The following is a 13,243-nucleotide window of genomic DNA, read 5'->3' as shown; positions in this document are numbered from 1 at the left end:
AGCGCCTTGCGTTTCCGGCGTTTTACGCAAGAAGCACAAGGCGCATTCGTAGGATCCCCGGCTTTCTAGGGCTGGAATCCGATCCGAACGTCTATCGTGTTACCTGCGTGGGCCGTCATCTATGACGATGATCCTTCAATCTCCTGCCCACGCTCCCCCCTGAGGGTTTGTGCGGGCGGTGATGACCGACGGTCTTCGGTGAAAACTTGACGTTTCTGATCTAGTTGTTGATCTAGTCAAACTTCCTCGAAGGAGGTTACACCCCTCCTCACCCCTTCTCCAAATCGCTGTTTTTCTTTATCGACGCCCCCTCACGCCCCAATTTCTTTCGAATTCAAAACTAGGCCCTGCGATTTGATTACCCTTGGGGGTCATGGACGCATTCATCCCGAAATTCCTTTCCAGCCTGAGGCGCGAAAATCCACTTCCGGAGGGCGTCAATAAATGGGACACACCTTTAGAAGGCAGAACGCCGGTCGTACTGATCCACGGCACGTGGCTCAATGCATATAACACGTGGGATTACGTGGCCAAGCACCTCATTGCGGCCGGTCACCCGGTTTTTGCCGTGAACTACGGGAAGGATCGGGACGCGTTGACGGGTAAGGCGCCGGGCGTGTACGCGAATAACTTCTTACGCTCATCGCAGCTGGAGGTCGCACGCTTTATCGACGATGTCATCGAACGCACCGGCGCGCAAAAGGTGAACCTGGTCGGCCACTCGCAGGGCGTGGCGCAGGCGCGGCTGTATCTGTCTGACTCCGGCGGAGCAGATCGCGCGGATATTGCGCGCAATAAGGTGGATCGCCTTGTCGGCGTCGGGCCGGCGCATCACGGGACCACCCTGTCGGGTGTCTCGACGCTGGCCGAAAGGGTTGATCCGAGAAACAAGCTCGCTGGGCCGCTGGAGAAGATCCTGGGCGGTGCGGCGATCGACCAGCGCGTGGGCAGCGAGTTCGGTGAACACTTGAACCGCGATGGGGATACCACGCCCGGGGTCGATTACACGATGATCACCGCAAAATACGACGGTATTGCGACGCCCCGACTGAAGCAGGTGATGGTCGCCGGCGACGGTGCGCGGGTGCGCAACCTGAGTGTGCAGGACGATAACCCGTTCGATCTGTCCGGCCACCTGGCGATGCTGTATTCGCCACGCGTGGTGGATCTGATCCTAGAGGCATTGGCGCCGGGCGACGACGGCCCGGCTGCCTACCGCACTGCCAACCCGCTGAAGCGCAGCATGGTGCTGCCGTTGATGGGCGAGTTCCGAGTACCCGGCCGGCGGGGCCGGAAGGCCTAAGTGAGGAAGGCCTGAGCACTCAGGGCCTAGGCCTGGCCTTCCTCCCAGCCGTCCTCGGCATAAGCGCCCTCAGCGTAGGCCTGTTCCGCACGATCACGGCTGATCTCGCGGTAGGCCTGCAGCAACTGCAGAGTGTGGGCGCGCTGCATGTTGCGGGCAGCCACGAAGAACAGGAGGGCTCCGCCCAGCAGACCCATCAGACCCAGTCCCAGCAGGAAGCCGGTCGTCCAGCCGCCGCTAGTGAGGGTATCCAGGAAGGACTCGCTGGCGGTATTCTTCGTCTCTACGTTCTGAGCATCCTCGCTGTGCGCCACTGCACTGTTGTTCGGGTCGGCCTGCGCGGCTGCGTCGATGCGGCGAATACCGCCGCCACCGACGTCGCCTTCAGCTTCATCGCCGGCGACGTCTGCGGCACCGTCGGCCTCTGCGGCGTCATCAACAATTCCGCCGGTCCCACCGCCGGAAACATCACCGGAAGCACCGCCGGACACCGCACCATCAGACGCAACACCATCAGACGCAGCACCACCGGACGCAGCATCTGATGCGGCGCCATGTGCCGCAGAGGAACCACCCGAGTTGGCGCTTCCGCCGTTGACGGCCCCGCCACCATTGCTGGTTCCGCTAGTTCCGCTAGTTCCGCTAGTTCCGCTGGAGGCGCCGTTAGAGGCGCCATTGGCGGCGCCACCGTTTGCGGCGCCTACTGCCGATGCGCCGGAATTGCCGCCGGTGGAAGGCTGCTGCGAAGCCTTACGGTTACCCCGCAGCGCCTCGATCCCGCCGACGATCTGGTCCATGTATTTGCCGATCTTGACGTTTTCGCTGTCGAGGTGCTTCTGCAGCTCCTGGAGTTCCTCCAGGCCAGACTTCCCATTGCCCGTATCGTCCCCGCACGAATCCTTGATGACGAAGAAGGTCTCCAGCTCCTTATCGAACTTCTTGCCGTCCACAGCGGTGCCCTGGTAGCGGAATACTACGCGGTACGCGCCCGGCTTGGTGAAGAGGAACTGCTGGTGGTCGTGCGCTCCAACCGCATAGCTGACCTTGTGCTCACGATGCTCGGAATCCAGTCGCAGGCTGACACTACCCAGCCCATTGTCCGACAGGGTCACCATGCGACCGGGACCTTCGAAGTCCTTGATGGTCACGTCCACGCCCTGCTGAGCCGAGTTCAGGTGCTCGGTGGAAAAGCCCAGCCACGGAACATCAGGATTCTCACGTTGCGCCTGCGGAAGCGCATACCCGGTCTCCCCCAGTTCCTCCTGGTAATCCTGCGGGACTCCAACCTTGGCCTTCGGGCTGTTGACTAGGAAAATGAAGCTGCCGGACTCGCGCTCCTGCACATTCGCAGGATCGGCGCTGTCCTTCAGGAAGGTGTGCGGATCCGCGTCAGATTCGTCCGAGGTTCCCACGCCCATGTCCATGTGGCCCTTGGGAATCACGGCACGCTCAGTCCCCTGCCCCTCACCGAAGGCATCGTTGACTTCGCTACGCACATCCTCATCGGGGATATCCGCCGGGGCCTCGCAGGTCGGGGCTGATTCCGTTTCAGAGGGCTCCCCGGACTCGCCGGGCTCCTCGGTTCCGGTCGTGTCGGTCGACTCGTCCGTGGAGCCAGTTCCGTCTGTGCCGTCAGCCTCGCCAGTCTCGCCATCGGTTTCGCCCTCTGTCGCCGCCGTAGAACCTGACTCGTCGCCGGAGTCCGCGTCGCTCGGAGTAGCGGAATCCGTCGGCTTCTCCGAATCGCCCGGCTTGCCCTGGTCCAGTGGCGCGATGGGCTCCTGGATCTTGTTCAGCCCCGTGGTCGTCCCCTCCGGCAGGCCGACCTGCTTGTCGGAACCGACCAGCCAGTTGATGGTGCGCGCTGCGGACTTCACGGTGGAGCCGTCCTTCTTCTTGACGTCCCACTGCATCGTCAGCTGATACAGGCCCGGCTTAGAGAACGTCCAGCCGAAGTGCCCGTGCCCGCCGACCTCATAGTCGTAGCTCTTCAGGCCTTCCTTGGTGGACAGCACGCGCTCCGGGGTAGGCGTACCAGAGTTGTGGAAGAAAACCTCCATGTCGCCGGGGCCGGAAAACTTCTTCATGTGAAAGTGCAGGTTTGGCTCCGCAAAGTCCGTCGGCACTTTAAGCTCATGCGCCGAGTCAAAAGCACCCAGGCCCGCCCAGATCGGACGCCACTGGTTAGTGAAGTCCGCGTTCTGCGGGGCATGCCACAGCACCGTGCCGGGCTTGCCTAGGAAGGACAGCGCCTTCTTGTTCGGCACCTTGATGCGGGAGGCCTCCTTGCCGTCGATCGCGTCGGGTGCCAGTCGCAGGCAGACGTCATCGGCGGGCACGGGCTGCTGCCCATCGACCACCATTACGTCCGGCTTGCCCTTGTTATACGTTCCGTAAATCGCATCCACGTGGGCGTTGTACAGCAGCTTCCTGCCCGCACAAACGTGCGTCTTTCCGGTGGCCGGGTTCTTCACGTCCTTACCCACCGTCGGCCCGTCGCTGGTCGTACCAGGCTTATGCCCTGTTGGCGTGGCCTGCGCGCGCTGCAAGACGTCTACGTTGCGCTGGTCACTGGATAGTGGTGACGCCCCGTCCCAGGCGCCAAACGCCACCGTCAACACAAGCACGCCGAGGACTGCGAACATCGCTTTGGAGGCCTGCAACATCCGTTCGGCCTTATTCTGACTGCGCTTGAGCTCTGCGATGAGCTGCTGTCTGGGATCACGCTTGTTCTGCATTAGTAGCCACCACCTGTGAGGGTTTGTTGGATTGCTTGGCGGCGCGAATTGGCGTCGCCACAAAGAACGAGAAGAGGAAAACAACGGTGAGGACGAGGACGATTGTCGCGCCCGTAGGAACGTCGATGGCCCACGAGACATACACACCCACGAAGGAACCGACCATGCCGATCACGGCGCTGAGGCTCATCATGACGACCAGGCGGTCCGTCCACAGCCGCGCGGTCGCGGCCGGAGTGATGAGCAGCGCGAGAACCAGGATGTTGCCGACCGTGCGCACCGACATCACCACAGCGGCGGTGACGGCCAGATACAGCACAATGTCGATCAACAACACGCGGATCCCCATGGCGGCAGCGGTCTCGCGGTCGACGGAAACAGCCACGATCTCCTTGTGCAGCGCCGCCACAGCCAGGATCACGATCGCACCCACGACGGCGCTGAAGATGATGTCGGAGTTCGACACACCCGTGATAGAGCCAAAGAGGAAGCTATTCAGGCTAGCGGTATAGCCCTGCACCTTAGAGATCACGACCAGGCCGAGGGCAAAGGCCGCGGCGAAGAAAATACCGATGACGGTGTCCTCCTTCACGCGCCTGCGCTGCGAAAACAGGGCGATTAGAAGAGCCACCACGGCACCGGCCACCGCACCGCCGGCGATCACCGAGAACTGCAGGGCAAAGGCAATGGCCAGGCCGGGGAACACGGCATGCGCGACAGCATCGCCGATGAAAGCCATGCCGCGGAGCACCACGTGCGTGCCAATCACGCCACAGACCAGGGCGGAAAGAACCGCCACCAGCAGCGCCTTCGGCAGGAAGGCCAGGGCGGGGTTGCTGAGGTCAGCCAGGAACTGGGAGAAAGAAATCACTGCGCCAACCCCACTCCCCGCAGCAGAGGCGAATCTGAGTGGACGTCGAAGGTCTCCATCCACGGTTCCGGGCTGCGCAGCTCCCCCGGCGCGCCGTCGGCCACGACGCGACCGTTCAGCAGAACGAGGCGATCACATACGTCGACGGCCTGCGCCAGGTCGTGGGTGACCATGAGGATGCTCATGCCGTCGGCGGCCAGCGAACGCAGAATCTCCACCAGCGCTTCGATGCTGGGGAAATCCATGCCGGTGAAAGGCTCGTCCAGAAGGAGCAGGGTCGGCTCCACCGCCAGGGCGCGAGCCACCAAAACGCGCTGCCTCTGGCCACCGGACAGCTGCCCGATGGGGCGATCCGCCAAGTGCTGCAGGTTCACGCGCTTCAGTGCATGCGCCGTGGCAGCGAAGTCCGCCCGGCGCGACCGTCGGAACGGCCCGATGCTGCCCGCCCGGCCATTGAGCACCGTGTGGCGCACGTCGATTGGATAGTCCCACGCAAACTCGTGGCGCTGGGGAACGTAGCCCACGCTCGCAGCCTTGATGCTGCCCTTGGTGCGCGGGATGAGGCCCAGGATGCTGCGCATTAGGGTGGTCTTGCCCGCGCCGTTGGGTCCCAGCAAACCAATCAGCTCGGCGGGGCGCGCCTCGAGGTTCACGTCGGTGAGGATCTGCCGCCCAGCCAGCCGAACATTCAGATCCGCTATCTGCAGTGCGGTCACTTCAGCTGACCCCACAGTTCGTCCTCGATGCGCTTACGCTCCTTGGCGCCCTTGCGTAGGGAAAGGAAGCCAAAGACCAGCACAGCGAGGACGACCGCGCCCACGCCGACGAGGATCCACGGGAGGGCGGAGGATCCACCCTGGGAATCCTCGCTGTTGGAGTTGTTGCCCTCCGCATCTGCAGCGTTGTTGGCGTTGTTGCCGTTGGCGTTGCGGGCGTCACTAGAAGAACCAGCTGCACCGGCCTTCGGCAGTTCACCCTCCCAGGCGGCGTTCTGCGCCTGCGCGGGGTCCACGCCCACGGCGAACTTCAGGACCTTCGTCACGGTCTTCTCGGAGCCATCCTTCATCTTCACCCGCACGCCCATAGCCACCTGGTGCACACCCGGCTCGGTGAAAACCCAGTTCGCGTGCGTGTGCGTGTTCAGGTCTACCCACAGCTCCTGCGGGATCGGCTGGGCAGAGTTCCACAGCTCTTGGGGCTTCTCAAAGCCACCGGCCTGTAGGAACATGCTCATCTGGCCCGGCCCCTGGTGGCCGAGGTACTCCATGGTCACGCCTCGGCTGGCCTGTGCGATCAGCGCCGGAGATTGCGTGTTCCAGCCCAGCCACGGCACGCCCTGAACCTCGGTCTGCGGCAGAACCCAGACCTCCTGGCCCGGCTGCGCACCCGTGAACTCGTAGCCGCCATCGGCGGGCAGCTGCTGCTTGGACTTGTCGGACACGTCAAAGACCACGTCGTCCAGCACGCGCCACACCGGCTTTTCCTGCGCGTCGTCCCGCAGCTGCACGTCCAGCTTTCCGCCATCCAGGCGCATGCCCAGATCCGCGTGGCCGCGGTCGAACACGTGCTTCGTACCTGCGGGGATGTGCTCTTCCTTGTCGCTAACGTTCTGCTTCAGCGCCGGGTCTTCCTGGCTCTGGCCCTGACTCTGTGCTTGTGCCTGTGCCCGAGCCGGTGCCACCACGCCCGGCAGTCCGACTACCGGTGCGCCCGCTGCCACCGCTCCCCCGGCCAGCAGCACCGCCGCAGTGGGAGCCAGGCAGGACTTCCTGATCTTTGTCATTCGCATATTGTGGTTTTCCTTTAATTGCTTGGTTCTAAAGTTCTTCTTGAAACGTCTGTTTTCCGCGCAGCCACGTTGGTTGTCCGTCAGCACCAGCACCCCGGCTACGCGCTGCTTAGGCACTCGGCCATCGACTCGGCATTGGTCCGCATCAGGTCCACGTACGTCGGAGCCTTCTCATCCAAAGTGTCGCTGCGGATCTGGCACACGCTCACTCCCAGCCGATCCGCGATCTGCTGCAGCTCGCGGGTTCTGCCCGCCATGGTCGGCTCGATAAACACCGCTGGGACTTTGAGGTTTTCCAGCGTCCGCGTGAGGGTCACGATATCCCGTGCACTCGGCTCCATCTCCGGGTTCGGGGTGACGAAACCTGCGATGTCCAGGCCGTAGGCGTCCGCAAAATAGGCGTAACCGTCATGGGCAGTAACCAAGTGACGGCGGTGCTCGGGGATCGTGTCGATCTTGCCCTTGACCTCGCGGTCGAGGCGGCCGAGCTCGTCCAGGTAGTTCTGCGCGTTCTGCTGATACTCCGCGGCGTGATCCGGATCCACGCCGATGAGCTTGTCACGGATGACCTTCACGTAGGCCATCGCGTTCTTGGCGTTGTGCCACAGGTGCGGGTCAAGCTCACCGTGGACGTGTTTGCCCAGCACCGCCTGCGGCAGCAGGTAGGTTTCGTCCCCCGCATTGCCCAGGAAACGGTAGTTAGGGTCGCCCGGGATCGGCTGCAGCGTTCGGTTAGGCACGCTGACCACGGCTTTCTGGGGGTCGAAGGTGCCGCCGTCGCCAACGATGTTGATGCTGTTGTCGTCGGCGTTCACCGCGATGTCGTAGTGCCCACTGTCTATCTTTTTGGACGCCCCGTCCTCCGTGCCCACATTGAAGCGCACGGTCTGATCCGCAATGTGCTCTGGTGGTTTGCCCACATCCGGCACCAAAGACGCGCGGAGGTGCAGGGTGTACGTGCCGGGTTTGGAGAAAAACCAGCTCATGTGGGTATGCGCATCGACCGGCAGCGTGGCGGTATCGCCCTCGTACCCGCGGGAGGCATCGAAGCCATCGCGGGAGTTAAAGAAGACCTCCGGCTGGCCGAAAGTGCCGGTGATATAGGCCGCGGCATCGCCCGGCCCCTCCACGTCCGTGACGCTCAGGTGCATCTCGGAGTGGGACGATCCGCCGTGCCGGGCACCGATTCCCTGGGCGCGGATGCCCAACCAGACCGAATCAAGCGCCAGATTCTCCACCAGGGGAATGACCGTCGCACCATGGTTTGCAGCAACATCAGCGAGGGATACGACCTCTACCCCGGGGAGCACGCCATTGTCCATGGTGCGCAGCACGGACTGCTGCTCCAACAGCAGTCCGTTGTTGAAGGCCACGTCCGCGTTGGCCAGGTTGCGCACGTCGCGCAGCGTGAGCTCATAGGTGTGCGGATCCGCAGTGTTCGGGATCAGCGAGGTCACGCGCGCCGCATCCCCGGCGACGTGGCGCGCCAAATCGGCGACAATCGGGGTGGAGGCCACGATATCCGTGATCCCATCGTCACGGCTCGGCAGGCTTGCACCGTCTGCGACCGTGCATCCGGCCAGGCCGGCGACAAGCAGCACTGCGCTGACGTTGGCGCACAGTGGCTTTGTAGCCCCCTTAAGAGATGAAACTGCGTGCCCCATTCTTAGAACTTGGGGCCTTTGGAACGAGAGGGCGTCATCGACCGAAGAGCAGCCACAGACTCCGCAGACATAGCATTCGTGCGCAACATGTACATCACACCGGCGCCGAGGGCGATCAGGCCCGCGCCAGCAATGGCCAGAGCCAGCATCGCGGACGTGGAACCAGTATCGGCCAGGGAGCCGTCGGCGTTGGCAGCGCTGCCAGCATCGCCACCAGCCGCGCCCCCACCTGCAGCGCCACCCGCGGCACCGGCAGCACCGGACGCGCAGTCACCGTCGGTGGTGATGTCCGCACCGAAGTCGAAGTGCCCGCTGTTAGCGTTGCCGCTGCCCCCGACGGTGAAGGTCAGGGTGGCAGGAGCACTGATCTTCTTGCCCTGCTTCGTGGTGGCGGTCTGGGTGATGCCTACCTTGTACGTGCCGGGCTTGGAGAAGACCCAGTTCGGGTGAACGTGCGAGTTGCGCGGGACGACGTGAGCGCCAGACGCGTTTCCACCGCTGGCCTTGAACCATTCCTTGCCCACGACCTGGCCGAGGTTGCCCTGTTCGAAAACGTACATGCTGCCCGGGCCGCTGAAGGAGGTCAGCGCGAAGGTGACATCACCCTGCGTGTTGGCCAGCAAATCCGGGTGCATGGTGTTCACACCCACCCACGGCACACCGTTGGTCTGGGTTGCGCCGATCATCCATGCGGTGCCAGCGCCGACCGGCCCGAGGGCCTGCGGCAGATTCGTTTTTGCCGCAGAGCCCAGGCCGAAGTTCAGCGCACCGGGCTTGGTCCACTTCGCTGGCTGCTGGCGATCATCCTTGATCAACGGACGCAGGGCGGGCTCGCCCTTCGTGCAGGTGGCGTTGCCCTGCCCGGATGCACCCTGGCTGGCGCCGCTCTTACCAGAGCCACCAGAGGTGGAGCTGGCCGTAGAGCTGGCCTTGGTCGACGCAAAAGACGATGCCTTGCCCGACTTGCCAGCCTTGCCGCTGGTGCCCGTAGCGGTGCCACTAGCACCACCGGTCGTGCCGGTCGTACCGGTCGTACCAGTGGACGCGCCACCGGAAGTGTCTCCAGTCGCACCGTCAGAGGCTCCAGAACCGCCGCCTCCGGCTGCGTCCTCGTCGCCACACTGGGTTGCGCCCTTAGCAGGCGCATCCGCCTGGGAATCCTTATCGGACTTGTCGACGACCCAGGTGTAGGTCTTCACTTCCGACTTCGCATCTCCTGCGGTGGCCTGCACCTGCATGGAGTAGCGACCGGGGCGCTCGAAGCCCCAGTTGGCGTGGACGTGGGCCGGGTAAGACTGGGGGATGCTGTTGCCGGACTTTACCTCTACCCCGTCGGAGAGCAGCGGGGTCGCCCCGCCATTGAAGGACTGGCTCCACATGAAAACGCGACCGGGGCCGCACACGCGGTTGAAGTTGATCTTGACGTCGCTGTAGTGCGGTGCGACGCCCTGCGTGTCCCAGCCCGGCCAGATGAGGCTCGGGTTCTGGGTCTGCGGCAGGAAGTAGGTCGGCACTCCGACCTCTGAAACGCCCTCAGTGCGGGGCTCGTATGCCTCTGCGCCGACTTTGAGGGTGACGTTGTTCGGATCCCGCGCAACGTGGGAGCCCGTGGTGTCCTCGGTCAGATCCAACTTGAGGTTGCCGGAACCGGAGGAGGTGACGTGGAAGGCGTCAATATGCCCCTTATCTAGCGTGACAGAATCAGCCTTCGCTTGGGGCAGGCTCTGCAAGCCCAGGTCCCCAATACCGAAGAACGCGGTGAAGGCGGTCAGGAAAGCGGCTGCGAGGACTGCGACGGGGCGGCGGGCATTGCCATGGCCGCGTTGATCACAAGCTGTGAGGGGTGAAGCGGGCACCAGAATAAGTCCTTAAAGATCCAATGGGGCTAGTTTTCATTAAGAACTATAGTGAACCGGCAATCGTTTTCAAACAGTAGGTGGACTACTGCCCCACCCGCCACTCCACCCCGTCGTTCGACCCTGTCAGAGGGGGATGGACCCCCATGGTTAAACCGACATATCCAAGGGAAGGTCGGAGATATCCCGAAGGCGGTCGCCAGCAATTAGCGTATGCAACAGCTCGCACGTGTCGTCACTCCCAACCGCCTCCACTGCTTTCATAAGCTCCGGGAGCGCGAAGTGGTAAGTCATATCAATATCACCAGTACCTAAAGCCAAACTGGCGATTCTTGTCACCAAAGGCTCCCCCGTCACCGCAACAATATGTGGCGCACGCGCCTTACGATGTTCAATCAGGTTCAAAGCTTCCGCCCGGGTGTTCTGCGCTCGGTCGCTCCGCATCGTCCATTTGCAAGACACAACAGCATGAACAATCTTGGAAGGATTCTCGCGGTTACTCGCCCGTACAGGAGAGCCAAGACCAGAATTGCCATCTACCAGAAGCTCCCCCTCATTAATCTCATCGTCTGTCACCGGCTCACGCAGGACCAGAATGTCAGGAGAGATCGAATAGCTATTACCGAGGGCAGCACCCAATTCCGGATACCTGCGCACCAATTCGGCCAGGTCCGCCAGGTGAGAGTACGGCTCACAGAGAAACAGATGATCACGCCGCCGAGAGCTTCCAACATTCTGAACCTCCCATCGACCCGGACGCACCGACTGCATATGCGTGAAAGTACTCTCGATAAAACGAGCCACCGCATGCTCGAAGCCTGCACCCATAGACTGCCCCGCCCTCTTCCGGGCAACGCTCGCACCCAGCTGATCAGCTAGATGAATCGCAGTCTCTCGCGACGCATTACTACTACTGTCCGCGTTTGAAGCAACCCTCCCTTTTGCTGAATCAGCAATGGTTAAAATGCCCTCATCGATCAACTCTCGATGCAGCTCTTTGCGAGCCTGGGTTATTAGCGATTCAGAGTTACTCACAACCCTGCCCCTTCCAAGAGACTCATTTCTGGAACCACCGGTTCCGCTGGAACCATTCCACTTAACAACTCCTGCCGCAAAGCCGCCGCAATGCGATCACCAATCGCTTGCGCTACTGGCGGCGGAAAAGCATTGCCCACTTGCTTCCACGCTGCTGTCTTGCCACCTTCCCACTTCCAATCAGAGGGGAATCCTTGAATCACAGCCCCCATCCGAACAGTAAGCCGTGGCATTTCTGCACCATTCCCGACAGGGAAATCCGGCCCCGGCGCCTCGTGAGCAATGCTTGTACCCCTGACACCAAGTCGTTTCCAGCCTTCACGAGCGCGCGATGGACCGACATCTGGACCGCCATGCTTCTTTGAGCCACCAACGAGCGTTGGCCCAATATCGTTTGCCCGCTTTGCCCATGCATCCGCACCCGGCCACCCATTCTCAGCCATAAGCGAATGGAGCGCCTCACCCACGGTTACTCGCACACCCAGAGGCTCAGGCCAGGCAAAGTAGTCCGCAAAGGGCTCCCTCAAAGCAACCAGCACGAAGCGAGGGCGTAGCTGCGGGACTCCAAAATCTGCTGCTGTAACAACCTCCCAGAAGGTACGGTAACCCAGCTCTTCCAACTCAGTGACTAGTTCATTTCTATAGCGAGCAAATCTAGGTTGCGCCAACCCCCGAACATTCTCCAACATGAGCGCCTTCGGACGCGACTGCGCAGTCAACTCTAGCGCCCTCGGAAACAGATCCCTCTCATCATCCTGCCCAAGCTGCTTACCGGCAATCGAGAAAGGCGGGCATGGAACACCCCCCGCCAACAGATCAAGATCATCTGCGTACGGCTCAATGTCGAAATCTTGCACGTCTCCATGAACAATGTTCCATCCTGGACGATTTGCCCGCAGTGTGGATACGGCATGCCCATCGAGTTCGACCACCGCACGATGCATAAATCCGGCAGCCTCTAAACCAAGCGCTTGGCCTCCAGCGCCAGCGCAAATCTCAACCGAAGTAAGCGGTATCTGCATGGATTGAACATACCATGACGCAGCGACACTGCCCGAAACCTCAAAACCAATCATCGACTAACTTGACCTGCACAAATGACCATCAATCGAAACAAAAGGGCGTCTGTAATAGAACACCTAGTCGATATACTCTTTCGATGCAGATACTTCCCGCCATGCCAGGACATCCAAAAATAAAAACACCCTCACTACCCAGAAGTAGCGAGGGTGCAAAGCCCAGAAGGACTCGAGGCTAAGAAACTTAAGCCTCTTCAGTGAAGTCCTTCACGATGGTGTTGTCCACCGGAACACCCGGGCCGTTGGTGGAGGCCATGGTGACCTTCTTGAAGTAACGGCCCTTAGCGGAGGAAGGCTTCAGACGCAGCAGCTCGTCGATCAGAGCGCCGTAGTTCTCAGCCAGCTGCTTCTCAGTGAAGGAAGCCTTGCCCAGGATGGCGTGCAGGTTAGCAGCCTTGTCAACGCGGAAGGAGATCTTACCGCCCTTGATCTCGGAGACAGCCCTGGCAACGTCAGTGGTGACGGTACCGGTCTTCGGGTTCGGCATCAGGCCACGGGGACCCAGCACGCGAGCCACGCGACCAACCTTGGCCATCTGGTCCGGGGTAGCGATAGCAGCGTCGAAGTCGGTCCAGCCGCCCTGGATCTTCTCGATCAGCTCTGCGGTGCCAACGACGTCCGCGCCAGCTTCCTCAGCAGCGGTAGCGTTCGGGCCCTCAGCGAAGACGACAACGCGAACCTGCTTACCCGTGCCGTTCGGCAGGGAAACGGTGCCGCGAACCAGCTGATCAGCCTTGCGCGGGTCAACGCCCAGGCGGATAGCAACATCAACGGTAGCGTCGAAGTTCTTGGAGGAGGTCTCCTTGACAACCTTGGCGGCTGCCATCGGGGTGTACAGGCGGCCAGCGTCGATCTTCTCCGCTGCCGCGCGGTATGCCTTAGAGGTCTTGCTCATGGTTATTCCAATC

10 protein-coding genes are annotated in these 13,243 nt (G+C 61.8%); 1 reads left to right on the top strand and 9 read right to left on the bottom strand.

The genetic code is table 11. The annotated features are described in order from the left end of the window. Window positions 1-373 precede the first annotated feature (373 nt). Window positions 374-1,303 (top strand): esterase/lipase family protein, encoded by a 930-nt coding sequence (locus HMPREF2678_RS03120; protein WP_043012340.1) that lies wholly within the window; start codon window positions 374-376, stop codon window positions 1,301-1,303. 26 nt (window positions 1,304-1,329) lie between these two features. On the opposite strand, the gene HMPREF2678_RS03115 is transcribed toward HMPREF2678_RS03120, so the two are convergent. From HMPREF2678_RS03115 to rplA, 9 genes are all read right to left on the bottom strand, one after another. After that, a complete protein-coding gene (locus tag HMPREF2678_RS03115) occupies window positions 1,330-4,041 on the bottom strand; it encodes a choice-of-anchor M domain-containing protein (RefSeq protein ID WP_070550841.1) in 2,712 nt (903 codons plus the stop codon). Next, on the bottom strand, window positions 4,025-4,912 hold the full coding sequence (locus HMPREF2678_RS03110) for an anchored repeat-type ABC transporter permease subunit (protein WP_034971054.1): 888 nt from the start codon (window positions 4,910-4,912) through the stop codon (window positions 4,025-4,027). Before HMPREF2678_RS03110 ends, HMPREF2678_RS03115 begins: the two co-directional genes overlap by 17 nt. Beyond that, complete coding sequence (locus tag HMPREF2678_RS03105) at window positions 4,909-5,628, bottom strand: anchored repeat-type ABC transporter ATP-binding subunit (RefSeq protein ID WP_070550839.1); 720 nt, start codon at window positions 5,626-5,628, stop codon at window positions 4,909-4,911. The genes HMPREF2678_RS03110 and HMPREF2678_RS03105 overlap by 4 nt, the downstream gene beginning before the upstream one ends. Next, the gene (locus tag HMPREF2678_RS03100) at window positions 5,625-6,695 is read right to left on the bottom strand and encodes a choice-of-anchor M domain-containing protein (protein ID WP_237744167.1); all 1,071 of its coding nucleotides are present in this window, start codon (window positions 6,693-6,695) and stop codon (window positions 5,625-5,627) included. The genes HMPREF2678_RS03105 and HMPREF2678_RS03100 overlap by 4 nt, the downstream gene beginning before the upstream one ends. A gap of 104 nt (window positions 6,696-6,799) precedes the next feature. Further along, on the bottom strand, window positions 6,800-8,365 hold the full coding sequence (locus HMPREF2678_RS03095; RefSeq protein ID WP_246817866.1) for an anchored repeat ABC transporter, substrate-binding protein: 1,566 nt from the start codon (window positions 8,363-8,365) through the stop codon (window positions 6,800-6,802). Between the two features lie 2 nt (window positions 8,366-8,367). Then, on the bottom strand, window positions 8,368-10,221 hold the full coding sequence (locus tag HMPREF2678_RS03090) for a TIGR03773 family transporter-associated surface protein (protein WP_051892050.1): 1,854 nt from the start codon (window positions 10,219-10,221) through the stop codon (window positions 8,368-8,370). Window positions 10,222-10,371: 150 nt separating this feature from the next. Further along, on the bottom strand, window positions 10,372-11,256 hold the full coding sequence (locus tag HMPREF2678_RS03085) for an NgoMIV family type II restriction endonuclease (protein WP_070550837.1): 885 nt from the start codon (window positions 11,254-11,256) through the stop codon (window positions 10,372-10,374). Further along, complete coding sequence (locus tag HMPREF2678_RS03080) at window positions 11,253-12,278, bottom strand: DNA cytosine methyltransferase (RefSeq protein ID WP_034972587.1); 1,026 nt, start codon at window positions 12,276-12,278, stop codon at window positions 11,253-11,255. The genes HMPREF2678_RS03085 and HMPREF2678_RS03080 overlap by 4 nt, the downstream gene beginning before the upstream one ends. Before the next feature lie 241 nt (window positions 12,279-12,519). Then, the gene (rplA, locus tag HMPREF2678_RS03075) at window positions 12,520-13,230 is read right to left on the bottom strand and encodes a 50S ribosomal protein L1 (RefSeq protein WP_070550835.1); all 711 of its coding nucleotides are present in this window, start codon (window positions 13,228-13,230) and stop codon (window positions 12,520-12,522) included. Between the last annotated feature and the right edge of the window lie 13 nt (window positions 13,231-13,243).

Source organism: Corynebacterium sp. HMSC058E07, assembly GCF_001809885.1.
GTDB lineage: Bacteria > Actinomycetota > Actinomycetes > Mycobacteriales > Mycobacteriaceae > Corynebacterium > Corynebacterium macclintockiae.
Note: the sequence above shows the minus strand (reverse complement) of the source record. Positions and strands in the feature narration are given on the sequence as shown.